Genomic DNA, 25,878 nt, shown 5'->3' with positions numbered 1-25,878 from the left:
GCTGACTTGCAATCCTAATAAAATTATTTTCGCTGTAAATTTCTCTTTCGCCGGCACGTCTTCCGGCATCTTTCGAACAAACCGCTGGCGATCCACAGACGCGGCCCATTTCAGCCGCGCATTCAAGCCACACTTTGGCGCGCGCCCGAATGCCGTACCGCGATCGGTAAGCGCTTCAGGTGCCGCTTACATGACATGTCGCCATTCTTTGCGCCCAACGAAAAACGCCGGCTACGCTCGTCCAGTAAACAATCCGTTTACCCCAAACAGACTGTTTCAATGATGCCGCGCCTCTTAGAGTGCTAGTTCGCTCGATCACGCGCTGTTGCTGCGCTAGCCGCGCGCGCCAGCTTGCGCACGCAGTCGCGCCGCACAAGGGCGGACTCTTCCGGGCCACACTCGACAAAGGCATTCCGATGGAAAACACAATGGGTCGTGCGCGCGGCGCACGTACGCTCGAAGCCGTCGCCGGCGCACTGGTGCTCGCAATAGGCATGGGCTTCGGCCGCTTTTCGTTTACCGGCATGTACCCGCTGATGGTTCGCGATGGAGTGATCGACGTGACGGCGGGCTCGGTTGCGGCGTCGGCGAATTACGCGGGCTATCTGCTCGGCGCAATTTTGATGAGCCGCTTCAAGCATGGACATGCGGCCCGGCTGTGCCAGTTGTCGATGATCGGCACGATTGCATGTCTCGCTGTGCTTTCGCTGCCCCTCTCACCGTCTCTGATCGCCGCGGTGAGATTCATTGCCGGGGTCGTCAGCGCGGTCTCGCTCGTCGCCGCTTCGATCTGGCTGCTGCATGTGGTCGGTCACCATCACGGTGCGCCGGTGCTGTTTGCGGGCGTTGGACTCGGCATTGTCGTCTCCGCGGAAATCATTGCGATCGGCGCGGCGGAGCACTTCAATAGCGCTGCGCTGTGGGCATTGCTCGCTGCGGCGACGCTGTTGCTGTCCGCGATGGCATGGCCGCGCCTCGGGGCGCGCCGCGACGAAGACCAAGACGAAGACAAAGGCGAAAACGCCGACGCAGAAGACGCGGAATCCGGGAACGATCGAGAGGCAAAGGCGATCGCCGACGCCGGCGCGAGAAACGGCGCACACCAACGTTCAGCGCCCAACGCGTATGTGCTCGTCGCCCTGTATGGCCTCGCGGGCTTCGGCTATATCGTGACCGCCACGTATCTGCCCCTGCTCGTCAAAAACGCGGTGCCCGGCATCAACCCCGTTCATATCTGGGCCGCATTCGGCCTCGGCGCGGTGCCCTCGTGCTTCTTGTGGCATTGGCTCAATCACAGATTCGGCAGCCGCCGCTCGATGGCATTGAACCTGCTCGTACAGGCGGCCGGCGTGATGCTGCCGGTGTTCGCCGAATCCGCGACGACGTTTCTGGCGAGCGCGTTGCTGGTAGGCGGCACCTTCGTCGGCACTGTCACGATCGCCATGCCGGTCGCAAGGCAAATCGCCTCGACGGTGCGTTTCAACATCATGGCGACGATGACGGCGGCGTACGGCGTCGGACAGATTCTCGGGCCGCTCGTATCGACCGCGCTGTTCGCGCGCACGCATTCGTTCGAACAGCCGCTGATGGCCGCGGGTGCCGCGCTGATCGCGGCTGCCGCTCTGGCCTGCAAGTAACCGACGCGATTCACGGCATTCGCGATGCAAGCGACGCGACGGCGCGAGCGAACGACTCAACCCTCGTCCGGCTTGCCCGCTTGCGCGGGCTTCCTGAACGCAACCGAGTCCTCCTGCAACGCATCGGCAATCCATTCCTTCGCGAACTCGACCCATGCCTTGATCTTCGCGTCGAGATACTGACGCGACGCATAGACGACATAGATATTGAGTTCCTGCAGATAGTATTCCGGCAGCACACGCACCAGCGTTCGATGACGAAACGCCGAGCGCACCGTCAGCGCCGGCAGTGCGCCGATGCCCATCCCCTCATGAAGCGCTGCGGCCATCGCATCCGGCAAATTCACCCTGAAACGCGTATTCGGCAGAGGAAATTCGCGCGCCCCGTCGGGGCCGATCAGGGTCCAGCGGTCCGCCGGAAAGATCGGTATCGCGACCTGCAAACACATGTGATGCGACAGGTCTTCGACCGATTCCGGCACGCCATGCACGTCGAGGTACGACGGCGACGCGCACAGCACGCTGCGCACCGTTCCCAACTGATGCGAGATGTAGTTCGAATCGGGCAGCGCACCGGGCGAGACGCGCAGCGCGACGTCGAACCCGTCTTCGAGCAGATCGGGCACATTCTGCGACAGCACGAGATCCACGGTTACCGCGGGAAAGCGCTCCTGAAACGCAGCAACCGCGGGCACGACATAGTTTTGCCCGATGCTCGACATCGCATGCACCTTTAACGTGCCGGCGGGCCTCGCATGCGCTTCCGACGCTTCGAGTTCCGCCTGCGTCACGGACTCCAGAATCGCGAGGCACCTGCTTAGATAGCGCTCGCCGGCCTCGGTCAGCGCGATTCGTCGCGTCGTGCGATTCAGCAAGCGCGTGCGCAGATGCGCCTCCAGTTCGGAGACCGATCTCGACACATAGCCCGTTGTCGTGTCGAGTTGCTGGGCCGCTGCCGTGAAGCTACCCGCTTCTGCAACCTCGACGAAGATCTTCATATTGCGGAGCGTGTCCATACAGACGCCTTCGGTTCTTAGTGCACTTGTTCGAGAAATTCACGGCTTGATGTCGCCGCGAAATGCTGCCTCAGTTTCGCCCCGCCTGCAGTGTAAGCCCATAGCCCTCGCATGCGTGTCCGCATGTAATAAGCGTTGTTACACGGAATCAATAATGCGCCGCGTTGGCTCGATCCGTCGCGGCACCCCTTCTGAACGCCTGTTTGCAGGCCTCCCGGCATTTGATGCGATTTCCGAGCACCATTCGACATCCATTTGTTCCGTGAAGTTAAGTCTCTTTGTTCATCGCGGGTATGCGCAAACCTCACGACATTACCTACTCTGTCAATCAATCGATGCCGCTGGCTCGATGCAGATCAATCAACTTCACGAGGTACATCATGAGCAACCCGAAGAAAGTCGCAGTCGTCACAGGTGCATCGCAAGGCATCGGTGCTGAAATCGTCAAGGGTTTCCGCGAGCAAGGCTACGCCGTTGTCGCAACGGCACGATCGATCAGGCCCTCCGACGATCCCGGCATCGTGACGATTGCCGGCGACATCGGCGATCGCGAGGTCGCAAAGCGCGTGATCGATGCGGCGATCTCCAACTTCGGGCGCATCGACACGCTCGTCAATAACGCGGGCATCTTCATCGCGAAACCGTTCACCCAATATACGACTGAAGATTACGCGGCGGTCCTGAACGTCAACGTGAGCGGCTTCTTCCATGTCACGCAATTCGCGATCGAGCAGATGGAAAAGAACAAAAGCGGCCACGTCGTTCAGATCACGACGTCGCTTGCCGACCATGCGGTGTCGGGCGTGCCGTCCGTGCTCGCCTCGCTGACCAAGGGCGGCCTGAACGCCGCCACGAAGTCGCTCGCCATCGAATATGCGAAGACCGGCATTCGCGTCAACGCAGTGTCGCCCGGCATCATCAAGTCGCCGATGCACGCAGTGGAAACGCACGACGCGCTCGGTGCGCTGCATCCGCTTGGCCATATGGGCGAAATGAGTGATATCGTCAACGCGGTGCTGTACCTCGACAACGCGCCGTTCGTCACCGGCGAGATCCTGCACGTCGATGGCGGCCAGAGCGCGGGCCATTGAACAGTCAGTCAGGCGACGGCTTGGACACGTCGCAAGCAGGGCGCCGGCAACGGCGCCTGTTTGTGCGCATCTATGCATGTCATGCGTCATATCACGGAGATATCCATGCCTATCGTGACCATTCAGGTAACCCGCGAAGGATCGGCGCCCGGCAAAGACGCCGTCACGGCCGAAGAAAAAGCGAGGCTGATCAAGGGCGTCAGCGAAGTGCTGCTGAACGTGCTGAACAAACCGATGGAAGCCACGTTTGTCGTGATTCAGGAAGTCGAAAAAGAAAACTGGGGCTGGGGCGGTTTGCCTGTAGACGAATTCCGCGCGCTCAAGAAAGCGAAATCTGCGTGAGCAGCGCTCAAGGCGTCAAGCCCCTATGAAGGGCACCGTCAAGGCGCCTCGAGCGCCTTGACGCGCTGCCTTCGATCGAGCCTTTCGTTTACTTTCCTCGTTGCGACTGCAAAAGCGCCAGGCCTCAACCGCCGTACTGCTGCAACCCGCGAATCGCGTCCTTGAGCTCCGCGTCGAGCACGGCCATCAGTTCCGCGGCCGGCAGCGAGCGTGCAAGCGCCGCGGCCTGGCCGGCCCAATGTGCGCCGTAACCGAAGTCGCCTTTCGCCTTCGCCGCGGCGTGCAGCGCCTTGCCGGCATCGTAGGCGATCGGATACCGAGGCGTCGCCGGCGCGTTCGCGTCGAGACCCAGCTCGGTGAAGCGGTTCATCATGCTGCGTGCCGGCCGGCCGGAAATTGCCGACGTCAGCACGGTGTGTTGCGCCTGCTCGCTGAGAAGCGCGGCGCGATAGCCGCTATCGATCGAGGTTTCGGGGCTCGCCACGAAAGCGGTGCCGAGTTGCGCCGCCTGCGCGCCGAGCGCCAGCGCAGCCGCAATGCCCGCGCCATCCATGATGCCGCCTGCGGCGATGATGGGCAGATCGAATTTCTCCACCAGCAGACGCGTGAGCGCGAATGTGCCGAGCGCTTCGTCGAACTCGCCGGGGTTGAACATGCCGCGATGGCCGCCCGCTTCGACACCTTGCGCGACCAGTGCATCGACGCCTGCATTGACGGCCGCGCACGCCTCGCTCAGATTGGTCGCCGATGCAAACAGAACTATGCCGGCGTCTTTTAGCGCGCTGATAATCCTGCCCGACGGCAACCCGAAGTGAAAACTCACGACAGCGGGCTTCTCTTCGAGAAAGACCTCGAGCATCGCCTGATCTTCCACGAAGCTCGTGTAGATCTCGCCGAGCTGCTCGGGCGCGTTCGCTCCGTAGTTGCTGAAGTACGGTGCGAGCCAGTCTAGCCAGGCTTTCTCGACCGTCGCATTGCCCACCGCCGGTTCATGCGTAAAGACGTTGACGTTGAACGGCGCTTGCGTACGCGCTCGTGTTTGCCTGATCGCCTCGCGCGCTGCATCGGCTTTCATCGCGCCCACGCCGAGCGACCCCAAACCGCCTGCATTCGATACGGCCGCCGCCAATGCCGGCGTACTGACACCGGCCATGGGCGCCTGAATAATCGGTTTCGAGATGCTTAGCATCTTTAAAAGAGATTGATTCCCGGAGCGCGTTTTCATGTCATTCCTTTAACGAAGCAGTCTATGCGCAATGATCTCTTTCCGGCGCTAAAGGGTCAACCATGCCGCAAGTAAAAACTCATTTGAACGACCGGTTCAAATCGAGCGTTGCGCAGCGACCGTTGGCGCCGGCGTCAGCATGGAAGCCACACGATCGCGCCGCTGCTCCCGCGCCTCGACGAGACGCCTGGTTTCATCCGGCATCCGGTAACTCGACGATAGCGGCAGCAGTGTCTTGTATTGCACCGGGCTGATGTGATCCGGATCGACGTCGACGCCTTCGGCTTGCCATACCGGTATTCCGTCGAGCCTGCGCACTTCCATGACATCGGGGCGGTTCGATGTCGCGTAAAAGCCATCGTCGAACAGCAATGCCGCGTTTCTCTTGCGCAACCATGACGCCGTGTCGCGTGCTATCTCGGGCGTGATCCGGTCGACGTTATCGAGGAACCTGCCGGTGAACGGGTTATCGGGTATCCGGGTAATGAAGCGCGTCGCGCCTGTCGGCAAGGCAGTGTCCGGGTCCATGTAAAACGCGTGAAGCTGTTGCGGGCTACCGCTTGCATGATTGCGAAACGTATGGACGTTGACGCGAGGCGGATTGACGTCTTTTCCGTCCGGCGCGCGCAAATGCCATTCGCTGCGCGCGCCATGGTTTTCGCTATCGACGAACGGCGTGAACGCCGACAAACCGGTCGTCAGCAATTTCATATCTTCCTGGTGAATCAGGTGTTTTCCGTCGTATTCGAATACGCCGTTCAGCGAGGCCGGGTCGGACGGTGCATCACCCAGCTCGAGATAGCCGTCGGAGCCGACGCGCAGAACCTTGTTGTAGTCGTCGCGCAAATGAAAGCGGCCGTCGTCGGCAAAGCTGAAATCGTGGCGGGTACCTTCGGCCGTCGACGACGGCGAGTACATCGTGTTGACTTGCACCTTGTTATCCGGATCGATGTAGATACCGGTTTTCGATGCGTCGGCGCTACCGTATGCATGCAGACGCAACGGCCCGCGGTAATCGAGACCCGCCGCCTGGCGGCGGTTCAGTTCGCGGACCTTTTCCCACGCGGCATCGTAGAAGAGCACGTGGGCGACATTCGGATTCTCGTTGAATTTCCTTGGCTCGCCGCCCGCGCCGCCACCCGATACGAACGCGTTGAAGCCCGTTTGATTCCAGATGTTGTTATCGATCGGCAAACGCGACAATTGCGGCTGTGCGCCGGCCATGCTGGTCTGGTCATAGACGTCCCATCGGTAGTCGGGGTTAGCGACGTATTTGCCCGGCACGCCATCCTTGACCTCGCGCCATCCGCGGATTTGCGGATAGTCGATCCATCCCATCGCCGCGACTTCGCCATCCCACGGCGCGTGCATCTGATGGCCGAGACTCCCCGCAACGTCCACCATGTTCGGCGTCGGCGCCACGAAATAGATATAGCCGTTTGCAGCGGTGCCCGGCATCCGTTCGAGCGCGGTCTTCTCCTTGCGGAACGTGCCGAGATATCCGGCGCTGTCGACAAGATGCGGATTCGACGCGATATCGAGATTGTGTACGCCAAGATCGATGTCGTTGACGCGTGTCTTCTCGCTATCGAAGCCGCCATGCGCCTTGAGCTGCGCAGGCGACATCGTCGACGGCCGGAACAATCCGTCCGGCTTTAGCACCATCGGCGTCGAAGCCCAACGTTTCAGGTCCGCTCTCGGCTCGATCACGACCGGTGGCGGCGGCAGATCCGGCCTTGGCGTCACGCCTGGACGCGCGTCGATGATGCCGAGCCTCCGCTCGAGTTCACCAAGATCGAAATTCGCAAACGCGGAGGACGCGCTCTCCGGTGGCGAACCGCCGGCCGCGGCCATCGGCGTCGCCAGATTCGCGTAGTAAGTCGTGTCCGCATGATCGACGCCGCCCAGCTCGGAGAAGCCGACATCGAAGACGCCACGCAGCGCGTCCGCCATTTCGCCGAAGCTGCGATAGCGGTAGACGCCCGAGCCCGGTTCGTAGAGCTCGTAGCTATCGCCCTCGAAATCGTCCATCTGGCGCATCCGCTGCACGACGACCGGTACGCCATCGGCCCGCGTGCCGGTCGCACCGCCGCCAACGCCTGGGCGCATTGCGAGATTGATCACGGCCAGTTCCGTCGGATATCCGGTGCCCGTATTGTCGGTCGCGTGCAGGCTGCCGAAATGCTGTCGCAGGTCGGCGACCACATTTGCAGCGGCCAATATACCGACCGAGCCCCGGCGCCTCGTATAACCGGGCAAGGGCTCGACAATGCCGTTGCCATTGCTGTGCTGCATATCGGAAACTTCATCGAGCGTTACCGCTCTTCGCGCCGGGTCCGTCAGCCTGCGTCTGATGTTTTCCGTTGCATCGGTCAGATTCGACGAATGCCCCTGCGACATATCGCGCAACGCAACGGTCGCAAGGCCGCGGTCCATTCCCGACATTGCGTCCGGTTGACCGGCCGCTCCCGCCAACATGCCGCTCGACAGGCTGTTCGACTGGTCCGCATGCATTTCGAGTGCATCGCGGGCCCGAGATTCGGGTTGTGCGGACGCGGTGAGCGGGGGTTCAGGCCGAGCCTGAGGCCGATCGGGCGCCTCTACCGGCGTCTGCGAAACCGTTGTGCCGGGTGCCGGCAGCGAACGTGCGTAGTACTGCACGAAATCCGGCGTAAGCTGCATGCCCGTGTCCTGGAAGGCTTCGTCGAGATATCGGCGCAGCCCCGCTTCCATATTGCGTCGGCTCGAATAGGTGATCACACCGTTATTCGGATCAAACAGGGCAAACTGCCCGCGGGGCAGCCGCTGCAACATCAATACGTGTCCCGTCGTACCCGTATCCGTGCCCCGCGGATTCAAACCCAATCCGATATGCGCGACGCCTCCTTCGCTCAGATTCTGGCGTGCGGATTCGAACAGCTGGCGAACGTGCGACCCACGCGTTCCGCTCATCTGCAGCGAGGACGCCGGACGGTAGTTGCGCAGTTGCAGCGGTGCGGCAGATTTTTGCAGGTTGCGGGCGCGCGTAATCGTGTCTTCGGAAATAAAGCTGCCGCGATGGTTCACATCGCCTTGTATGTGCCGCACCGCATCGGTCAAGTCCGCAGTTTCGGAATCGTCGAGCCTGCTCAACGCAAGACGAATCCATCCCTGGCAGATACCCTTCGGCCCCGTTTTAGCTGCGTAGTCAGCCTGATCGAAGCGATAGTAAGACCACGCGGAAGATCTCAGCGCGTCCCCGCCGCGAAACTCCCGAAATGGCTTGAAACCCGCGTCTTTGGTTAGTACGGGTCCGCGCTTCGTGCGCGATGGCGCTTTCGTGCTCGTACCGCTCGTGCCGCGTAATACCCGGCAATCCGGCTCGTCAGTCCGAGTATCGACGGCTGCATTTGGACGACTACCTGCGCTTTGAATCAGCATCGCTGAACTCCTCGCTCGAGCACATCAACATCCGTTGAAGTCCGCATTGGAGCACTACGCACGCTGCATGAGGTAGTACAGAGAAAAACTCACTAAGCCCGGAGCGCCGAGCGAGCGCCCAAAATAAAAACGCCGCGTGATTGCACGCGGCGTGTTCCTGGTCGGCAACTTCCAGCAGGCGTTACTTCGCAGTCGGCATGGCGAACTCGGCGCCCTTCTCGATGCTGTCGGGCCAGCGCTGCATGATCGACTTCTGCTTCGTATAGAAACGCACACCCTCTTCGCCATAAGCATGCATATCGCCGAACAGGCTGCGTTTCCAGCCGCCAAAGCCATGCCATGCCATCGGCACCGGAATCGGCACGTTGATGCCCACCATGCCCACTTCGATGCGCCGCGCGAATTCGCGTGCGACATGTCCGTCGCGCGTAAAGCACGCGACGCCGTTGCCGAATTCATGCGCGTTGATCAGATCGACCGCTTCGGAGAAATCGTTCACGCGCACACATGCAAGCACCGGCCCGAAGATTTCTTCCTTATAGATGCGCATGTCAGGCGTCACATTGTCGAACAGCGTGCCGCCGGTGAAGAAGCCGTCTTCGTGGCCCTTCACCTTGAACCCGCGGCCGTCGACGACCAGCTTCGCGCCCTCTTCGACGCCAAGCGCGATATACCCTTCGATGCGCTCGAGCGCCTGGCGCGTGACGATCGGGCCCATTTCCGCATCGGGCTCCATGCCGTTCTTGACGATCAGTTCGCGCGCACGCTCTGCAAGGCGCGGGATGATTTTGTCCGCCACGTCGCCCACCAGCACCGCGACGGAAACGGCCATGCAACGCTCGCCGGCCGAACCGTAGCCTGCGCCGATCAAGGCATCGACGGTCTTGTCGAGATCCGCATCGGGCATCACCACGAGGTGATTCTTCGCGCCGCCGAGCGCCTGCACGCGCTTGCCGTGCTTGGCGCCCGTTTCATAGATGTAATTCGCAATCGGCGTCGAGCCGACGAAGCTGATTGCCTTCACGTCCGGATGCGCAAGCAGCGCATCGACGACTACCTTGTCGCCTTGCACGACGTTGAAAACGCCATCGGGCAGGCCCGCTTCCTTGAGCAGCTTCGCCATGAACAGCGCTGCCGACGGATCGCGCTCGCTCGGCTTCAGGATGAACGCGTTGCCGGCCGCAATCGCAACGGGGAACATCCAGCACGGCACCATGCACGGGAAGTTGAACGGCGTAATGCCGGCCACCACACCGAGCGGCTGACGCACGGTCCAGTTGTCGATATCGGTCGACACCTGTTCCGTGTAATCGCCTTTGAGCAGTTGCGGGATGCCGCATGCGAACTCGATCACGTCGATGCCGCGCGCGACTTCGCCTTGCGCGTCGGAAAATACCTTGCCGTGCTCCGCGGTAATGATGGCGGCCAGTTCGTCGCTATGCCGGTTCATCAGTTCGAGAAAACGCAGCATTACGCGTGCGCGGCGAATCGGAGGCGTATTGCCCCACTTCGGGAACGCGGCTTTCGCGCACGCGACGGCGGCATCGACGTCCGCCGCTTCGCCGAGCAACAGCTTGCGCGGGCGCTCTCCGGTCGCCGGATTGAAGATCGGCTGCGTGCGCTCACCCGCGCCGCGCACCGGTTTGCCGTTGATGTAGTGGGTGACGTCGGCTGTGTCTGTATAGGCTTGCATGTCCGTTCCTTGGTCGAAAATCGCTACCTGCACAGTGTATGAACGCCCGCCGCCCAAGCAAAGGCGGTAACATTGAAATTATTGTTTTGTATGGTGAACAATCCATCGATGGACACGCAAAAGATCGAAGGGCTATGGGTGCACCTGCACTGGCTGACGGTGCTGGCCGAGCAGGGTTCGTACACGGCCGCGGCCGCGCGTCTCGGCGTCAGCAAGGCGGCGATGAGCCAGCGCATCGCCGAACTCGAACGCGCGGCCGGCGTGCCGCTCGTGCAGCGCACCACGCGCAGCGTGAGGTTCACGGAAGCGGGGCAACGGCTCGTCGAAAGCACGCGGCCGCGCTACGACGAAATCGCCAATATGTTTTCGACGGTACGCGAAATGGCCGGCGTCGCGCGCGGGCTCGTTCGCGTTACCGCGCCGGTCGCCTTCGTGCGCCAGCAGCTCGTGCCGCGCATGTCGCGTTTTCTGCGCGCGAATCCGCAGGTCAAAGTGCAACTCGAAGTATCGGACCGCCTCAGTTCGATCGCGACCGAAGGATTCGATCTGGCAATACGGCATAGCGCACAGGTGCCGGAAACGCATGTTGCGTGGAAACTTTGCGAAACGCATTCGGTGCTCGTGGCGACGCGCGCGTATCTGAAACGGCGCGGCCGGCCTGCCGAGCCCGCCGAGCTCGCCGCGCACGATTGCCTCTTTTATCCGCGCGCAAGCGCCTCGGGCGTCTGGACCTTCGAGCATCGCGCGGCACGAAAGGCGCAGGCTGGGCCGGTGAGCGTATCGGTGAACGGCGCGTTTTCGGCGAACAATAGCGAAGCGCTGCGCGATGCGGCGCTCGACGATCTCGGTATCGCGCTCGTGCCCGATTTCACCGCGCAAGGCGCCGTGCAGGCGGGCAAGCTCGAAATCGTGATGCCGGACTGGCGGCCGCTCGGCGCATTTGCCGAGCAACTGTACGTGGTGCGTCCGTACGCGCCGAACGTGCCGAGGGCGGTCGCGGTTTTTGTGGCCTATTTGAGGGAGACGTTTGCCGAGGGCTTTCCGCTCGAGCGTGCCTGAGTGTGCTGCCCTTCGCGTTCGAGCCACGCACAGAACAGCTTCACGAGGTCGTCGGCGGCTTTTTCCTGCGGCACGTAACTGCAATAGCTGCGCGACGGCAGACGCGGCCCATCGAACGGCAAGACGAGACGCCCGGCCGCAAGATCGTCCGCGACGAGCGCGACCGGTCCCATCGCGATGCCGGCACCATCGATTGCGGCCTGCAACGTCAGATAAAAATGATCGAACGTCAGCGTCGCCGCGGGACTCAGCGTGGCAACGTTCGCTTTTGCAAGCCAGTCCGGCCAAAGCCGCGGCAAGCTCGACGTATGCAGCAGCGTATGCTCGCGCAAGTCGTCGGGCACCCGAGCCGGCAGACGCTCGAGCATGGCCGGGCTGCAAACGGGCACACGCTCCTCGGAAAGAAACACGCGCATCGAATAGCCGTAAAAGGTATCGGGGCCGCCGCGAATGATCACGTCGTACGTCTCTTTCAAACTTTCCAAAGGCTCGTTCGACGTGTCGACCTTCACTTCCACGCCTGGATGTTCGAGATGAAATTTCGCGAGTCTCGGCACGAGCCAGCGCAGTGTGAAAGTTGCGACGGCATTCACCGACAGCGTTCGTGAAATGGCTGCGGGAATGCCGTATCGCGATGTAGCCTGCGCGAGCTGTTCGAACAGCGGCCCGATTTCGTCGAGATACGCCTTGGCCGCCGGCGTGAGCACGACGCGCCGGTTGCGCCGTTCGAACAGCGGCGCGTCGAGCCATTCTTCAAGCGCACGTACATGCTGGCTCACCGCGCCATGCGTGACGTGCAATTCCGCCGCGGCCTCCTTGAAGCTGCCGAGCCGGCCCGCCGCCTCGAAGGCGCGCAGTGCATTGAGAGGAGGCAAGGTTCGCTTCATTGTCCGCTTTGTAGTTGGCCTTGGAGTTAGCTTCGTGGCCGGCTTCATGGCGCCGCGCTCACGTTAGTTTTATTAACGCGAATACCCAATTTATCTCGTTTGTCACGCCAGATCAAGATAGTTAAGCTGCTAAACATACAGAGGGGCTTAAACAATGTCTACAGGCGTGATGTCTACAGGCGTGATGCTGGTCGTTCTCTTCGCGGCGATTCTGCATGCAAGCTGGAATGCGCTCGTGAAAGCGAGCCCGGACAAAATTCTCGATATTGTCTTTGTCACCGGCAGCGCCGGTGTGATTTGCGCCATCGCGGTGCCGTTCCTTCCATTGCCCAATGCCGCCAGCTGGCCGTACATCGTCGCGTCCGCCCTTGTTCATATCGTCTATTTCCTGCTGATCGGGGCGGCCTATCGCGGCGGCGATATGAGTCACGCGTACCCGCTGATGCGCGGCGCGCCGCCATTGCTCGTTGCGATTGCAAGCCTGCCGCTGATCGGCGAACGGCTTACCGCGGGCGAATGGTTCGGCGTGGTGTTGATCTGCGGCGGCATTCTCGGCTTGCTGCTCGTCAATCACGGCAGCGGCCGCAACCCGGCCCGCACGACCCGTCTCGCGCTGATCAATGCGGTCATGATCGCGATCTATACGCTTATCGACGGCACGGGCGCACGGCTCTCCGGCCACTCCGCTTCATACACGATGTGGATGTTCGCGCTGGCCGCGCCGCCGGTTCTGATCTGGGCGCTTGCGCGTCACAGAGTCGCCGCGCAAGCGCATTTTCGCGAACGCTGGTATCTGATGTCGATCGGCGGCGCCTGTACAGTGGCAGCGTATGCGCTCGTGCTATGGGCAATGACGCGTGCGCCGATCGCCATGGTCGCTGCGTTGCGCGAATCGGCGATCCTCTTCGGCACCGCGATTTCAGTGTTCGTTCTGAAGGAGCGCCACGGCTATAGCCGCCCGGTCGCGGCGCTCGTCATCCTGCTTGGCGTCATTACGCTGAAATTGACATAAATGTCGAAGATCGCCCGCTTCGCCGCTTATGGCGAAGCGGACCGGTCACCTGGCGCGCGGCGCATGTCCGTGCTCTCCGAAGGACGTCGGCGCCTCGTCGTATTCTCGCGAGATGTCTTTGTTCGTGTAGTCTCCGAGCAGCGAGGCGGCGATCACGCTGATCACTCCGCAAGCAAGCACATAGAGTGCGATCGCCATACCCGAGTGGTAGTACGCAAACAGCGCAGTGGCGATCAGCGGCGCGGGGCCACCCGCAATAATCGATGCGAGCTGGTAGCCGAGCGACGCGCCGCTGTAACGCAAGCGCCCGGTAAACGACTCTGCGATAAAAGCGGCCTGCGGCCCGTACATCATCGCGTGCGGCACGAGCGACAGCACAATGGCGATAAAAACCCACACCGGGTTGCGCATGTCGAGCAGCGTGAAGTAGATGAATCCGTATAGGCCCACTGCGACGGAGCCGATGATGTACATCTTGCGCCGCCCGATCACATCGGAAATATGCCCGAACAACGGTATCGTGACGAACTCGCACATCGAGGCGACGAGCACCGCCGTCAGCAAAAGATTGCGCGACAAACCGAGCGTCGTTACGCCGTACGTGAACACGAAGGCGGTGTAGATATAGAACGGCGCCTGCTCGGCCATCCGCGCGAATGCGGACAGCAGAATGTCCTTCGGCTGGCGGCGCAATACTTCGAGCGTCGGCGTCTTCTCGATCTTCTGCTCGGCAAGCAGCCGCGCGAAAGTCGGCGTCTCGAGAATGCTCAAGCGTATATACAGGCCGATCGCGACCAGCACGATGCTGAACGCAAACGGAATGCGCCATCCCCAGGTCAGAAAGCTGCTGCCGGACATCTCACTCGTTGCGAGCACCGCGAGATTCGCGACGAAAAGCCCTGCCGGCACGCCGAACTGCGGCCACGACGCAATAAAGCCGCGATGCGAATCGGTGCGCGCCCATTCCATCGACATCAGCACCGAGCCGCCCCACTCTCCGCCGACACCGACGCCCTGAACGAACCGCAACACCGTGAGAAGAATGGCGCCCCAGATGCCGATCGACTCATAAGTCGGGACGAACGCAACAAGGAAGGTCGCGAAACCCATCAGCAGCAGGGTAACGACGAGTGTCGCCTTGCGTCCGATGCGATCGCCGTAATGACCGAAGATGGCCGCGCCGACAGGCCTCGCGATAAAGCCGACCGCGTAGATCAGAAAGGCCTGCAGTGTGCCGACCAGCGGGTCGGACTGCGGAAAATACAGCTTCGCGAAGACGAGACCCGTTACCGTGCTATAGAGAAAGAAGTCGTACCACTCGATCGTCGTGCCGATCGTGCTGGCAACTACCGCACGACGCAACTGGCGCCGGGCTTCCTCTTCGGACAGGGGCGTAGCCCCCGAATGCGTGGCAGCCATTGACATCCCCTAGATGGTGGCAGTTCGGACACCAATATGCACCCTGAAGAGGGCGACCGGCATTGGGGCAAAAACCGAGGTATCGAACTCAGGTCGGCTAAAAAGGTTCGTTGAACTGTAATTCGCAGAAAACCGAATTCCAATGAACGGCTCACCAGGACATTTACCAGGGGCCACAAGCAGCGTTTGCCGTTTTTATGCTGTTTTGCTGTTTTGCTGTTTTGCTGTTTTGCTGTTGCGCGGTTTCGATCGCGCTGGCGAGTGGACAGTCACGAATGATATGCCGATTCACTTCGAAGCTCGACGGATGCGTTTCCAGCGCGCGAGCGCGCCATCGCGTACTTTCCCCGCACTGCGCTTGTCGCGTTCGCCCATCTGCGTCTGCGCCGCGTCGCGTCTGGTTCTCGCATCGTCGTCGAGTATTGCGGTCGAAAAGAATGAGCCCATCACTGCAGACCCGATAATGAAAATCGAAGCTGCATCGACCAGCAACCCGAAATACCGGAACAGCAGCACGCAACTGAGCAGCGACAGCAGATTGAGCGCGATGCCGAGGATCGCCGATGCCTTGGGCACCCTTCGAATAAAGGCCGCGAGGCGCGAGTCGGTACGCGGGAAGTACCAGATGATGAGCAGCCCGAACGCCAGGATGAATGCGCTTTCGCCCCATTTGATCCACGCCGGACGCTGCAGGAACCGCCCATCGAAAATCGTCTCGATGATCTGAGCCTGGATCTCGATGCCCGGCACCTGCTCGCCGAGCGGCGTCGCGCGCACATCGGGAAGGCCCGTTCCGGTCAGGCCGACCAGCACGAGCTTGTTGCGCATACGATCGGCATCCACTTTGCCTTGCAGCACGTCGCGTGCGGACACGTAGCGGTTCTGCGTCGAGCGGATCGATGCGAAATGCAGCCAGATTTCGCCGTCCGGTTGCGTGGGCACCTGCACATCGGCCACGCCCACTGCCTTGACGCCCGATGCGCTCGCGAAAACTTCGACCATCGGCGATCTCGTCGCGACGCGCAACATTTCGATCGGCAAGCTGGGCACGAGCTTGTTGCCCAGCCCCATGACGAGCGGAATGCGCCGCACCGTGCCCTGCTCGAGCGCCACATTGAGCATCGCCTGACCGTGCGCGGCCGCCTGCAGCTCCGGCAAGCTCGCAAGTACATAGTCGAACCTCTGCACGCTACCCAGCGCGTTTCCGCCGTGCACGAGAATCGGCGCGCTGCGCATATCGGTGCTCGTATCGTCCGACGCATGGTCGGACGCCGCCGCACCGAGTACGGACGGCGCCGCCCGCAGCGATCGCGCAAGAATCGCTTCGTGACTCGGCAGCGCGCGCAAACCGGTAATCAGCGACGCGGCCGACGGCGGCAGATTGTCGGCCACTTTATCGGGCGACGTCTGATCGGCCTCCGGCATATAGATGTCGAGCCCAATCGCCCGCGGTCTTTGCGCAGCGATCGCATCGATCAGCGTCGCCAGCCTGTTGCGCGGCCACGGCCATTGGCCAACGGCGGCAAGTGTTCTGTCGTCGATCGCGACGATCGTGACGGGCTCGCTCGCGGGAACGCGCGGAAACCAGCGCTGGAAATGGTCGAAGAGAAGTTGCCGCGGTCTTCCAAACGAATCGGGCAAGACGCTGTCGTAGGCGTCCAGCCACGCGGGGCGGGTAATGCCGTGCGGCCACTCGCTGCAAAGGTTGAGCACGCTGAGACCGAGGAGCACCGCGAACGCCATGGGGCGCCCCTTGTACGCCCTCGGCAACTTTTTCAGACATTCGATCGAGGCGTTGCGAAAGAGCTTCATGTCAGCGAGCGCAGACCTATATCGATTCAATGCGCGGCGATTCAATGCGCGGCAGCACGCGGCGAGCCTATTGAATCGTGATGACGACGCGCCGGTTCGCCTGATTCGGCACGCCGTCCGCGGTAGGCACGAGCGGCTCGCGCTTGCCGCGGGCTGCCGTCTCGATCTGTCTGGCGGGAATGCCCGCCTTGACCAGAAATGCCGCAACCGTTTGCGCGCGCCGCAACGACAGCTTGTCGTTGAAGGTATCGCTACCCACGAGATCGGTATGGCCGACAACCGTCAGATGAGGCGCCGGCCAGTCTTTGAGCGTGGCCTTGAGCTTCACGACGGTGGCCGACGATTCTGGCGCCAGCTGGGTAGCCGAATCGAACAGGAAATTGATCGTGAACGTGACGGGGCGCGGAGGCTGTGCGGCAAGCAGTTGGCCATAGTGTGCCTGCACCGCCGAAGCGCTGTCCATGCTTTGTGCGATCGCGCCGCCTCGCGCGACGTCGACGCTCGCATAGGGCTTGTCGAGCACCTGCGATTGCGTCGCGCTCTTCACGACGACCGCTCCCACGCGACCATCCGGGTCCGGCAATAGCGTGATCCTGTCGCGCGGCGTGCTGCATGCGCACAATAAAACCGGTACGCCGAATACCGCGACGGACAGGCGCCCGAACCCAGGGCAGCCACGCATCGCGGCCATCACCGCGCACTCTCCGCGTCACCGCCCACTTCGATAATGAACTCCGTGCCGCGCACGCCGAGTGTCGTGGTCGGCGTGCTGTAACGAACCGCATTGGGATGGGTCTTCGCGATCTTGCCGTCGACTACCGCGAGCGAGCCGCGCTTGATGGTCGCGTCGAGCGCGCCTTCGTAAGTCGTCGTATCGAACGCAAAGTTGCCGAGTTCGAGCGTCGAATTGGCACCCTCGGCAAGCAGCGTATTGTCGTGCAGGGTGATGCCGACAAACGAGTCCGGGCCCGTCACGATGCGATCGCCGCTATAAATTTCGCTGCCGACGGCCGCGTTCAGGCTTTGTCCGCTCCGCTCGATGCGTGCGCTGCCCTTGACGGTCTTGACATAGCCGATCGCATCGGCCGCGCACGCTCGAGAGACAGGCACGCATAGACACGCAAGAAACAGCGCATACCGAATGGCTTGTCCGCTGTTGCACATAGGCGACCACCGTGATGGCAAGTCAAACGTTTTCTGTACGTTGTACTTTGCTCCCTGCTTCGACTACTGGGACGCGTGATCGGGTCACTCTGTGCGATAGCACCCATAACGCCGCCCGGATCGGCATTTTTTCTGCAGATGATTGCCTGATCCCGCACGCAATACGAAGGCCGTGCCGTTAAGCACTGCTCTATGCGTGCGCGATAAGACTGACGCGATATAAGACCAAAGTCCAATTGTTTTATCGGCTCTGCGGACAATACTGCCCGATGCAGGTCGCCCCCCCCGTGTCCGGAGAAAGAAATGAACCGCAAAGTGATGGTCGCGTGCCTTGTCGGTGCAGTTATCGCCATTCCTGCATCGGCGCAAACTCCGCAAAAAACCAATCCGATGAAGATGAAATGCGAGGACTTCCTCGCGGTCGACGAAGCCTATCGGCCGGCGGTCGTCTACTATCTGGCCGGCGTCGACAAGCTCGGCATTACGGAGACCGACACGATGACGGTGGATACCGCCACCCCGATCGCGGCGCTCGTCGGCGAGTGCCAGAAGTCGCCGAAAGCGTCGCTGCATACGAAGGTGCGCGCGATGTACAAGAGCGGTCAGCTCAAGCTGTTCGATCATCACTAGGCCGCACGGCGCAATGCTGCCTTCAGCACGGTAAAGGCCGATTGGTGTGAATATAGAGCGACGTCGGCGCTGCGACGGCAACGCCGGCTGCATGATGCGTCAATCGCCCAGATAACCGGTCGCCCTCACATTCGCCGAACAGAACACGCGGAACTCGACAGGCTCGTCGTGCGGCATTTCGTTCAAGACGCCGCACGCATGCAATACGTGCTGCAGCGCCGAGATCACCTGCCCGTCCGGATCCTGGTCGATCACGATATCCATCACGCCTGCGTCGATCAACGCGCGATGCTGATCGAGCATCTCGTGCCCCACCCAGACGACACTGCCCGACGCGCCGGACTTGCGCAGCGCCGCAGCGATGCCGGCCGAGCCGTAGCCGGTGTTGTAGATGCCGACGAGGCCGCCGCGCTTTAAGGCGGCGCTCACCGCGCGGAAGCTGCGATCGTCGTGATCGAGGGTCGGCTCCTCGCCGATTTCGCAGGTCAGATGCGCAAAGCGTTCGGCGAGCTGCGCGCGGCAACCTTCGATACGCTCGACATGTGCGCGATAGTCCATACGCGCAGGCAGCAGCAGCACCCTGCCCGGTTGGCGCGCGAACCGTCCGATGAAGTAACCGGCTGTGCGCCCGGCGCGCAGATTATCGATACCCGCATAACGTAACCGCTCGATGCCGCCGACATCGGTCACCATCGTGACCACTGCTTCACCGCGCGCAATCGCGGCGGTGAGCGCGTCGCGCACCTGCGGCGTGTCGTGCGTCGTGACGATCAGCGCGGCACGCCGGTAACCGGAGTGCGCGAGCGTTTGCGGCAAATCCGCTTCGTCCGCGGCCGACATCAGCGTGCGATGCACCACGACACGTCTGTCAAGCATCTGCATCGCGCGTTGCACGGCGTCACGCAGTCGGCAAAAAAACGGGGCGTCGCTGTCGGGTAGAAGCACGTCGATATGAATCAGGCCGTGCTGCGTATCGGGCAACAGCCTTGGCAGCGCAAGCTCGCGAGCCGCAGCGACGACGCGTTCGCGCGTTTTCGCCGATACGCTGCCGCGTTCGTTGAGCACGCGATCGACGCTCGCCGTGCTGACGCCGGCCCGCTCTGCAATCTCGACGAAGCGCGCGGTGCGCTTGCGCCAGCGCGGTGGGGTTTCGATCGACACGCTTCCTCCGTGGCTGCCGTCCCGTCTGAAGCTTTCCCGTACGCTAGAAGAATGACGAAATTTCGTCAACCTTCCTGTTGAGCGTTAAACGGCCGTCAGCTATGTTGATCACACGCCTTGCGCGCTTTTCGGTGTGCAACGCAAAAAAGATCAAGGAGACACAGGTGGCCGACATCAATACGCCAACGCCCGCGCACGAAGCTTCGCGTGCCGCGCAGCGCGCCGCCTACCGGCTGATCGGCGGCGCGGGAGAACAAGCGCGCGCCGCCGGCCTCGTCAACGCGACCTGGTACAAGTGCGCAGTGCCGCGCCCGGTCATGAAGCAATTGATGCAGCGCAGCGACGCACGCGCGATTCGCGATACGGCGATCTGGTATGCGGCGATCGTCGCAAGCGGCGTCGTCGCGTGGTTCGCCTGGCACGCGCATTCGCTGTGGGCGATTCCCGCGTTCTGGCTGTACGGCACGCTTTATTGCAGCCCGGCCGATTCGCGCTGGCATGAATGCGGGCACGGCACCGCATTCAAAACACGCTGGATGAACGACGTGCTTTATCAGATCGCTTCGTTCCAGATATTCCGGCGCGCCACCGTATGGCGCTACAGTCATGCGCGCCACCATACCGATACGCTGATCGTCGGGCGCGACCCCGAAATCGCCGCGCAAAAACCGACTGACTGGCTGGGTCTCGCGCTCGGCATCTTCGCAATCAGGCATGTCGCGCACGAATTGCCGAAAATGATCGGCGCTGCGTTCGGCCGCGTCGGCGAAGAAGAAAAGACCTTCGTGCCCGAGTCCGAATGGCCGAAGGTGATTCGCGAAGCACGCATCGCCGTATCGATCTATCTGGTCGTGATCGCCGCGTGCGTCTGTTTCCGTTCGGTGCTGCCGCTGCTTTATATCGGCTTGCCGAGTCTCTACGGCGGATGGCTCTATCTGTACTTCGGCTTGACGCAGCACGCGGGCTTGCCCGAGAACGTGCTCGATCATCGACGCAACTGCCGCACCGTGCGAATGAACCCGGTGTTCCGCTTTCTTTACTGGAACATGAACTATCACGTCGAGCACCACATGTTTCCGATGGTGCCGTTCCATGCGCTGCCGCGCCTGCACGATGTCGTGAAGGCCGATATGCCGCCGCCCTATGGCAGCACGATTGCCGCTTACGCGGAGATCATTCCGGCGCTCGTACGCCAAACGCACGATCCATCGTATTCGATCGCGAGACCCGTGCCCGAAGCGGCCGCGCGTGCGTGAACCGATCCGGCCGCAGATAGCCCCATCACAGAGAACCCTAACCGGAGAGACAAGCAATGACACAGTGGCTCGACGCAGCAGCATTCGACGATATCGAAGACGAAGACGTCACGCGCTTCGATCACGCTGGGCGCACCTTCGCGATCTACCGGATCGCAGACAACGTCTTTGCAACCGACGGCCTTTGCACGCACGAACACGTGCATCTGGCCGACGGACTCGTGATGGGCCACGTGATCGAGTGCCCGAAGCACAATGGCCGTTTCGACGTCCGCGATGGCCGCCCGCTTTGCGCACCGGTATGCGAAAAACTGAAGACGTATGCGGCGAAAGTCGAAGGCGGACGCATTTTCATCGAGGTTTGAAGCAGGATCCGAGCAATGACATCCGAACGTTTGATGGCCATCGTCGGGGCCGGGCATGTCGGCGGGCGCGCTGCGCAAACACTGCGTCAGGCCGGCTGGAACGGCGCCATTGCGATGATCGGCGCGGAACCGCATTTGCCGTACGAGCGGCCGCCGCTTTCGAAGGGCTTGCTCACGGGCGAACGCGAAGCGCAACAGTGCCAGTTGCGAACTTCCGACGCGTGGCGCGACGACCGGATCGATCATATCGTCGGCAGCGTGCAATCGTTCGACCCGCAAGCGCGCACGCTGCAGATCGGCGACGGCCGCACATTCGCGTACGAGGCGCTACTGCTCGCAACCGGCGGCCGCCCCCGGCGGCTGACGATACCGGGCGCCGAACTCGACGGCGTCATCGCGCTGCGCACACTCGACGACGCCGCGACGATCGCGCGGCGCTTCGTGCCCGAAGCGCGCATCGTGCTCGTCGGCGGCGGTTTTATCGGGCTCGAGGTTGCCGCGTCGGCGCGCAAGCGCGGCTGCGAAGTGGCGGTGCTCGAAGGGGCGCCGCGTCTGCTCGGCCGCTGCGTGCCCGCTTCGATCGCGGCACGCGTGCACGCGCTGCACGAGCGCAATGGCGTACGCATTCACGTCAACACGATGCCCACGTCGATCGATCGGCAAGGCGACGGCGCACTTGGCGTGACATTGACGGATGGCGGCGTGCTGACAGCCGACACAGTGATCGTCGGCATCGGCATCGAACCGGCCGACGAACTGGCGCGGGCAGCGGGCCTTGCGGTGAATCGCGGCATTGTCGTCGATGCATCGCTCGAAACGTCGGCGCGCGGCGTGTTTGCGGCTGGCGACGTCGCACTTTTCCCAAGCCGCTATACGGCACAGCCGATCCGTCAGGAAACATGGCATAACGCCGAAACGCAGGCGCGCGTCGCCGCGCGCAATATGCTCGGCGCCGCGGAACCCTACCGCGCGTTGCCGTGGTTCTGGTCCGATCAGTACGATCATCAACTGCAGGTGGCGGGTGAACCGGCGCTCGGCGTCAGCTGCACGACTCGTGCGCTCGACGGCGATGCGGAAATCCACTTCCATTTCGACGTGAATCTGCGTCTTGTCGGCGCGAGCGGATATGGTCCGCTCGGCGGCCTCGCGAGAGAGATGAGGCTCGCACGCATGCTCGTCGACAGCGGCAACACGATCGCGCCCGAAACGCTTGCCGACAGCGCAGTTAAACTCAAGAGCCTTCTTTAAACCACTCCGCATACAAACCACTCGGCGACGTTTGTATTTGGCCTGCTTTTGCCGTGGGCGATTGCGTGGCAGAATTGCGCCGACCGTAACCGCATCGCATATCCAGATCGACCGCCGGACATTCGACCGCGCCTTATCCGCTGAAGCATGCGTTCCGAATCGTTATCACGCTGACCTCCGTACCGAGTCGGACATCGGAGCGTTCCTCGTGCAATACGACCTTTTGTTTTGCTGCCTGACGGATGCGGCGTCAAGGCCACGACGAGATATTGTGCAGAGAGAGAACCAGACCACGCTCGTGCGCGCGAAGCTTAGTTGCAGGATCGGCGTGTGGGCCGGCAGCATACTTATGTCCATCTTCGCGATTTCGAGCGGCGCACAGGCTCCGGCTCCCGATGCGCCGCCGGCCACCCTGAACACCGCTGTCCAGCAGGTCGTGCTCGGCATCGTCAGTTTCACGCACTGGCCGCAGCCGCGCACGCCGGTGCGTTTGTGCACGGTCGGCAATACGCGGTTCTCGCTCGACGGCATCGACAAACTCGCTGCGCCGTCCGGGCCGGCCATCGCGACCCGCAAAACAACGGCTGACGATCCGACGCTGGGCACCGCATGCGATGCGCTATACATCGGCGCGCTGTCCGATGCCGAGCGCCGCCGGGTCGACGCGAAGCGGGCCGGCTATGCCCTTCTCACGATCGCCGAAAGCGACAGCACCTGCACGCTCGGTGCGATGTTTTGCCTCTCGACCGATGCAAATCGCGTGACGTTCGATATGAACCTCGATAGCGTGGCGCGCAGCGGCGTGCGCGTGAGCCCGAAAGTGCTCGAGCTCGCGCGCAAACGGAGCATGCCATGAAGCGCATCGTCCGGCGTCTTGCAGGCCGCGTTGCCGGATCCCGCGGCCATGTGCGCGCGCGAAACGCCGTCATGCGACGCCCTTCGCTCGAGCGCTTGTTGCGCCGAACCTACGTTCGCCTCGCATTTTCCGCGGTCTCGCTCGCGGCGGTGTGCCTCGTGCTGGTCTCGTGGACCGTGCTGCGCGCCTATGCGAACGACAATCTGATGCTGCTCGCGCGCTCGATCGCGTACACGGTCGAGGCCGCCGTCGTGTTCAACGATGCGCCCGCCGCGGAAGATGCGATTGCGCAGATCGCGGGCAACGAAGACATCGCCGAAGTCCGCGTGATCGACAGTCACGGTGCGACGTTTGCGTTCTGGGAGCGGCCGGGCGACGGGCCGCTCGCGCGCAGCGTGCACCGCATTGCGGACCTTGCGCTGCCCGGCGGCGCGATCGTACCGGTGATGCATAACGGCATGGTGCTCGCGAAGATTCGCGTACGCGGGCGCGGACATCAGTTCGCGATCTTTCTGATCGGCGGCATCGGCGGCGTGCTCGCGTGCCTGGCCATTATCGTCGGCGCCGGCACGCTGATCGCGCGGCACATGCATCGCGACATCGTCGAACCGCTGCGCGCGCTCGCCGAAGTGGCGCACGCGGTGCGTCGCGACCGGGCTTTCGATCGCCGCGTGGCCGCGACGCCGATCATGGAACTGCAGGAACTCGGCAACGACTTCAATGCATTGCTCGATGAATTCGAGGGCTGGCAACAGTCGCTGCGCGAGCAGAATGCGACGCTTAGTCACCAGGCGAATCACGATCCGCTGACCGGCTTGCCGAACCGCGCGCACTTCGAGGCGCGGCTCGAACAGACGATCCGCGACGCGCGCGCATTGGGCACGGCCGTGGGCGTGCTCTACATCGACAGCGACCGCTTCAAGGAAATCAACGACGCATTGGGCCACGACGCCGGCGACGCGGTGCTCGTCACGATCGCCTCGCGCCTGCGCGCAACGCTGCGCAAGCACGATCTGGTCGCGCGCCTCGGCGGGGACGAATTCGCAGCCCTGTTGCCGGGCCTCGACGACGAAGACGACGCGATCGTCATTGCGCAGGCATTAAGCGAATCGATGCTCGAGCCGATAACATTACCAGGCGGACATCGGGTCACGACGTCGGTAAGCATCGGCATCGCGATGTTTCCTTCGCATGCGCACGATGTCGCAGGCTTGCTGCGCAGCGCCGATATCGCGATGTACGCAGCCAAGCGCACCGGCGAACAGGCATGGCAGATGGCACGTTGACGCTACGTCTATAAAGCGGCAAACCGGCGCGCGCCCTGGACGTTGCACTGGACGGAAGGCGCAACGGTTGCTCACACACGCAAATTGGGGATTGAAGTGGAATGCTCGGCTGGAACAACAAGAAATGAAAGCAGGACGCTCACGAATTGGTATTTGCGGCATTTTCCGGTGCTCGTCGCAGCGAGCTTCCTGTCGATGCTCATGCTGCTGGCCGGATGCCAGAACACACCGCCCAAACACGGTTTGACCGCGGCGCAGATCACGGCACTCAAGCAGGCCGGCTTTCACGAAACCGACGAAGGCTGGGAGTTCGGCATCAATGACAAGGTTCTGTTCGAGACCGACAAATTCGAACTTCAGCCGGCCGCGCAGGACGTCATCACACGGGTGGCGTCGACGTTGCTCAAGGTTGGCATTTCGACAGTGCGCGTGTACGGTTACACCGATTCGACGGGCAGCGATGCACATAATGAATTGTTGTCCGAGCAACGAGCGAAGGCGGTCGCCGATGAGCTCGTCGTTGCCGGTATGGCGCGAAATGGACTGACGCCGATCGGCGCGGGCAAATCGCATCCGGTTGCCGACAACGGTACTGCCGAAGGCCGCGCACAAAACCGCCGCGTGGCGATCGTTATTTCGACACATTGAAGCGCGATGGTCCGAGGCGCTCAGTCAATGCCGACGGGCGCGACATGCGCCATCGGCATCAACCTGAGCGCCGTGCATAAAACCGCGCTACTGCGCAGACGGTGACGGCGCATCTTCTCCATCCGCCGTTTTCGCGCCAACGAGATCCGCGCATGCCTGATCGCGCCAGCGCGTCGCCGTCACGCGGCTATGACTATCGAACCGGATCTGGAACTGACAGACCATCGTCTGATCGCCACTGCGAAGATGCAGCAGATAGTTCCATTCGCGCACGTGGAACACCGCTTCGTTGAAATGCGGCGGCCCGATCAGCTGATTGACCTGGCTCTTCGTTTGACCCGGCGCGACCATGCGCAGATTGTCCATATTCGGAAACGAGCCGTCTTTGGTCCATGCCCGGTCCGGATCGGGAAACGAACCATCCGACGGCGGATAAAAGAGGCAGCCCGAGAGGACAAGTACGCTAGCGAGCGTAAGGGTAGTCGCCAATATCGATTTGATCTTCATGTTTTCGTGTGAGCCTTGAATTTGGGCGTTGAATTTGGGCGTTGAATTCGGGCCTTGACGCATAAAGCGTATTGTCGGGAACAGGCAGGCCTGCACGGTGTTCGCTTGCGAGGTCTGCCCGGCAACTGCGAGGAAGCACGCTGA

At 62.1% G+C, this 25,878-nt stretch carries 23 protein-coding genes; 12 read left to right on the top strand and 11 right to left on the bottom strand.

All coding sequences use genetic code 11. The annotated features are described in order from the left end of the window. The first annotated feature begins 416 nt into the window (after positions 1 to 416). A complete protein-coding gene (locus BTO02_RS26110) occupies positions 417 to 1,637 on the top strand; it encodes a YbfB/YjiJ family MFS transporter (protein WP_156883985.1) in 1,221 nt (406 codons plus the stop codon). A gap of 56 nt (positions 1,638 to 1,693) precedes the next feature. On the opposite strand, the gene BTO02_RS26105 is transcribed toward BTO02_RS26110, so the two are convergent. Continuing rightward, positions 1,694 to 2,653, bottom strand: coding sequence for a LysR family transcriptional regulator (locus BTO02_RS26105; protein WP_075160038.1), 960 nt, complete (start codon positions 2,651 to 2,653; stop codon positions 1,694 to 1,696). 380 nt (positions 2,654 to 3,033) lie between these two features. On the opposite strand from BTO02_RS26105, the gene BTO02_RS26100 reads away from it, so the two are divergent. Then, positions 3,034 to 3,744 carry an SDR family NAD(P)-dependent oxidoreductase gene (locus BTO02_RS26100; RefSeq protein WP_075160037.1) on the top strand — a complete coding sequence of 237 codons (711 nt, stop codon included), beginning with the start codon at positions 3,034 to 3,036 and terminating at the stop codon, positions 3,742 to 3,744. Positions 3,745 to 3,849: 105 nt separating this feature from the next. Further along, entirely contained in the window at positions 3,850 to 4,086 is a 237-nt protein-coding gene (locus BTO02_RS26095) for a tautomerase family protein (protein ID WP_075161400.1), read from the top strand. A 124-nt stretch (positions 4,087 to 4,210) separates the two neighbouring features. Here BTO02_RS26095 and BTO02_RS26090 read toward each other — a convergent pair whose 3' ends face one another. From BTO02_RS26090 to BTO02_RS26080, 3 genes are all read right to left on the bottom strand, one after another. After that, positions 4,211 to 5,311: an NAD(P)H-dependent flavin oxidoreductase gene (locus BTO02_RS26090; RefSeq protein ID WP_075160036.1), complete on the bottom strand. Its 1,101-nt coding sequence runs from the start codon at positions 5,309 to 5,311 to the stop codon at positions 4,211 to 4,213. Between the two features lie 96 nt (positions 5,312 to 5,407). Next, on the bottom strand, positions 5,408 to 8,443 hold the full coding sequence (locus tag BTO02_RS26085; protein ID WP_075160035.1) for an enterotoxin A family protein: 3,036 nt from the start codon (positions 8,441 to 8,443) through the stop codon (positions 5,408 to 5,410). 469 nt (positions 8,444 to 8,912) lie between these two features. Continuing rightward, on the bottom strand, positions 8,913 to 10,424 hold the full coding sequence (locus BTO02_RS26080; protein WP_075160034.1) for a CoA-acylating methylmalonate-semialdehyde dehydrogenase: 1,512 nt from the start codon (positions 10,422 to 10,424) through the stop codon (positions 8,913 to 8,915). A 108-nt stretch (positions 10,425 to 10,532) separates the two neighbouring features. Between BTO02_RS26080 and BTO02_RS26075 the strand changes: the two genes are divergently transcribed. Further along, positions 10,533 to 11,483: a LysR family transcriptional regulator gene (locus tag BTO02_RS26075; protein ID WP_075161399.1), complete on the top strand. Its 951-nt coding sequence runs from the start codon at positions 10,533 to 10,535 to the stop codon at positions 11,481 to 11,483. Here the strand turns inward: BTO02_RS26075 and gcvA are convergent. Then, entirely contained in the window at positions 11,435 to 12,370 is a 936-nt protein-coding gene (gene gcvA / locus BTO02_RS26070; protein ID WP_075160033.1) for a transcriptional regulator GcvA, read from the bottom strand. The two genes, BTO02_RS26075 and gcvA, sit on opposite strands and share 49 nt — an antisense overlap. A gap of 154 nt (positions 12,371 to 12,524) precedes the next feature. On the opposite strand from gcvA, the gene BTO02_RS26065 reads away from it, so the two are divergent. Continuing rightward, positions 12,525 to 13,382, top strand: a complete 858-nt coding sequence (locus BTO02_RS26065; RefSeq protein ID WP_232243679.1) for a DMT family transporter — start codon at positions 12,525 to 12,527, stop codon at positions 13,380 to 13,382. Positions 13,383 to 13,427: 45 nt separating this feature from the next. Here BTO02_RS26065 and BTO02_RS26060 read toward each other — a convergent pair whose 3' ends face one another. From BTO02_RS26060 to BTO02_RS26045, 4 genes are all read right to left on the bottom strand, one after another. Next, positions 13,428 to 14,801 (bottom strand): MFS transporter, encoded by a 1,374-nt coding sequence (locus tag BTO02_RS26060; RefSeq protein ID WP_075160031.1) that lies wholly within the window; start codon positions 14,799 to 14,801, stop codon positions 13,428 to 13,430. Between the two features lie 288 nt (positions 14,802 to 15,089). After that, positions 15,090 to 16,544, bottom strand: a complete 1,455-nt coding sequence (locus BTO02_RS26055; RefSeq protein WP_232243678.1) for a CHASE2 domain-containing protein — start codon at positions 16,542 to 16,544, stop codon at positions 15,090 to 15,092. 136 nt (positions 16,545 to 16,680) lie between these two features. Next, entirely contained in the window at positions 16,681 to 17,304 is a 624-nt protein-coding gene (locus BTO02_RS26050; RefSeq protein WP_232243677.1) for an OmpA family protein, read from the bottom strand. Further along, positions 17,304 to 17,723 carry a FecR family protein gene (locus tag BTO02_RS26045; RefSeq protein ID WP_232243676.1) on the bottom strand — a complete coding sequence of 140 codons (420 nt, stop codon included), beginning with the start codon at positions 17,721 to 17,723 and terminating at the stop codon, positions 17,304 to 17,306. The genes BTO02_RS26050 and BTO02_RS26045 overlap by 1 nt, the downstream gene beginning before the upstream one ends. A 357-nt stretch (positions 17,724 to 18,080) precedes the next feature. Here BTO02_RS26045 and BTO02_RS26040 point away from each other — a divergent pair, with 357 nt between their 5' ends. Further along, a complete protein-coding gene (locus tag BTO02_RS26040; protein ID WP_075160028.1) occupies positions 18,081 to 18,407 on the top strand; it encodes an HdeA/HdeB family chaperone in 327 nt (108 codons plus the stop codon). A gap of 99 nt (positions 18,408 to 18,506) precedes the next feature. Here BTO02_RS26040 and BTO02_RS26035 read toward each other — a convergent pair whose 3' ends face one another. After that, entirely contained in the window at positions 18,507 to 19,568 is a 1,062-nt protein-coding gene (locus BTO02_RS26035) for a LacI family DNA-binding transcriptional regulator (RefSeq protein ID WP_075160027.1), read from the bottom strand. 101 nt (positions 19,569 to 19,669) lie between these two features. Here BTO02_RS26035 and BTO02_RS26030 point away from each other — a divergent pair, with 101 nt between their 5' ends. From BTO02_RS26030 to BTO02_RS26005, 6 genes are all read left to right on the top strand, one after another. After that, positions 19,670 to 20,824, top strand: coding sequence for a fatty acid desaturase family protein (locus BTO02_RS26030; protein WP_075160026.1), 1,155 nt, complete (start codon positions 19,670 to 19,672; stop codon positions 20,822 to 20,824). A gap of 56 nt (positions 20,825 to 20,880) precedes the next feature. After that, on the top strand, positions 20,881 to 21,189 hold the full coding sequence (locus tag BTO02_RS26025) for a non-heme iron oxygenase ferredoxin subunit (RefSeq protein ID WP_075160025.1): 309 nt from the start codon (positions 20,881 to 20,883) through the stop codon (positions 21,187 to 21,189). A 15-nt stretch (positions 21,190 to 21,204) separates the two neighbouring features. Next, a complete protein-coding gene (locus BTO02_RS26020) occupies positions 21,205 to 22,437 on the top strand; it encodes an NAD(P)/FAD-dependent oxidoreductase (RefSeq protein WP_075160024.1) in 1,233 nt (410 codons plus the stop codon). Positions 22,438 to 22,786: 349 nt separating this feature from the next. Further along, on the top strand, positions 22,787 to 23,293 hold the full coding sequence (locus tag BTO02_RS26015) for a YfiR family protein (RefSeq protein ID WP_083615382.1): 507 nt from the start codon (positions 22,787 to 22,789) through the stop codon (positions 23,291 to 23,293). Positions 23,294 to 23,364: 71 nt separating this feature from the next. After that, complete coding sequence (locus BTO02_RS26010; RefSeq protein WP_075161396.1) at positions 23,365 to 24,579, top strand: diguanylate cyclase domain-containing protein; 1,215 nt, start codon at positions 23,365 to 23,367, stop codon at positions 24,577 to 24,579. A gap of 153 nt (positions 24,580 to 24,732) precedes the next feature. After that, on the top strand, positions 24,733 to 25,227 hold the full coding sequence (locus BTO02_RS26005) for an OmpA family protein (protein WP_232243675.1): 495 nt from the start codon (positions 24,733 to 24,735) through the stop codon (positions 25,225 to 25,227). Between the two features lie 87 nt (positions 25,228 to 25,314). Here BTO02_RS26005 and BTO02_RS26000 read toward each other — a convergent pair whose 3' ends face one another. Further along, entirely contained in the window at positions 25,315 to 25,734 is a 420-nt protein-coding gene (locus BTO02_RS26000) for an outer membrane protein assembly factor BamE (protein WP_075160023.1), read from the bottom strand. Positions 25,735 to 25,878: the final 144 nt, after the last annotated feature.

It is taken from the genome of Paraburkholderia sp. SOS3 (assembly GCF_001922345.1).
GTDB lineage: Bacteria > Pseudomonadota > Gammaproteobacteria > Burkholderiales > Burkholderiaceae > Paraburkholderia.
The sequence above is the reverse complement of the archived record's forward strand: the minus strand, read 5'-3'. Positions and strand labels throughout refer to the sequence as shown.

Bases quoted from the DNA above. Each gene is read 5' to 3' on its own strand.
- BTO02_RS26110 (WP_156883985.1), top strand. From the start codon at position 417: ATGGAAAACACAATGGGTCGTGCGCGCGGCGCACGTACGCTCGAAGCC.
- BTO02_RS26105 (WP_075160038.1), bottom strand. From the start codon at position 2,653: ATGGACACGCTCCGCAATATGAAGATCTTCGTCGAGGTTGCAGAAGCG.
- BTO02_RS26100 (WP_075160037.1), top strand. From the start codon at position 3,034: ATGAGCAACCCGAAGAAAGTCGCAGTCGTCACAGGTGCATCGCAAGGC.
- BTO02_RS26095 (WP_075161400.1), top strand. From the start codon at position 3,850: ATGCCTATCGTGACCATTCAGGTAACCCGCGAAGGATCGGCGCCCGGC.
- BTO02_RS26090 (WP_075160036.1), bottom strand. From the start codon at position 5,311: ATGAAAACGCGCTCCGGGAATCAATCTCTTTTAAAGATGCTAAGCATC.
- BTO02_RS26080 (WP_075160034.1), bottom strand. From the start codon at position 10,424: ATGCAAGCCTATACAGACACAGCCGACGTCACCCACTACATCAACGGC.
- BTO02_RS26075 (WP_075161399.1), top strand. From the start codon at position 10,533: ATGGACACGCAAAAGATCGAAGGGCTATGGGTGCACCTGCACTGGCTG.
- gcvA (WP_075160033.1), bottom strand. From the start codon at position 12,370: ATGAAGCGAACCTTGCCTCCTCTCAATGCACTGCGCGCCTTCGAGGCG.
- BTO02_RS26065 (WP_232243679.1), top strand. From the start codon at position 12,525: ATGTCTACAGGCGTGATGTCTACAGGCGTGATGCTGGTCGTTCTCTTC.
- BTO02_RS26060 (WP_075160031.1), bottom strand. From the start codon at position 14,801: ATGGCTGCCACGCATTCGGGGGCTACGCCCCTGTCCGAAGAGGAAGCC.
- BTO02_RS26055 (WP_232243678.1), bottom strand. From the start codon at position 16,544: ATGGCGTTCGCGGTGCTCCTCGGTCTCAGCGTGCTCAACCTTTGCAGC.
- BTO02_RS26050 (WP_232243677.1), bottom strand. From the start codon at position 17,304: ATGGCCGCGATGCGTGGCTGCCCTGGGTTCGGGCGCCTGTCCGTCGCG.
- BTO02_RS26040 (WP_075160028.1), top strand. From the start codon at position 18,081: ATGAACCGCAAAGTGATGGTCGCGTGCCTTGTCGGTGCAGTTATCGCC.
- BTO02_RS26030 (WP_075160026.1), top strand. From the start codon at position 19,670: ATGTTGATCACACGCCTTGCGCGCTTTTCGGTGTGCAACGCAAAAAAG.
- BTO02_RS26025 (WP_075160025.1), top strand. From the start codon at position 20,881: ATGACACAGTGGCTCGACGCAGCAGCATTCGACGATATCGAAGACGAA.
- BTO02_RS26020 (WP_075160024.1), top strand. From the start codon at position 21,205: ATGACATCCGAACGTTTGATGGCCATCGTCGGGGCCGGGCATGTCGGC.
- BTO02_RS26015 (WP_083615382.1), top strand. From the start codon at position 22,787: ATGTCCATCTTCGCGATTTCGAGCGGCGCACAGGCTCCGGCTCCCGAT.
- BTO02_RS26010 (WP_075161396.1), top strand. From the start codon at position 23,365: ATGCGACGCCCTTCGCTCGAGCGCTTGTTGCGCCGAACCTACGTTCGC.
- BTO02_RS26000 (WP_075160023.1), bottom strand. From the start codon at position 25,734: ATGAAGATCAAATCGATATTGGCGACTACCCTTACGCTCGCTAGCGTA.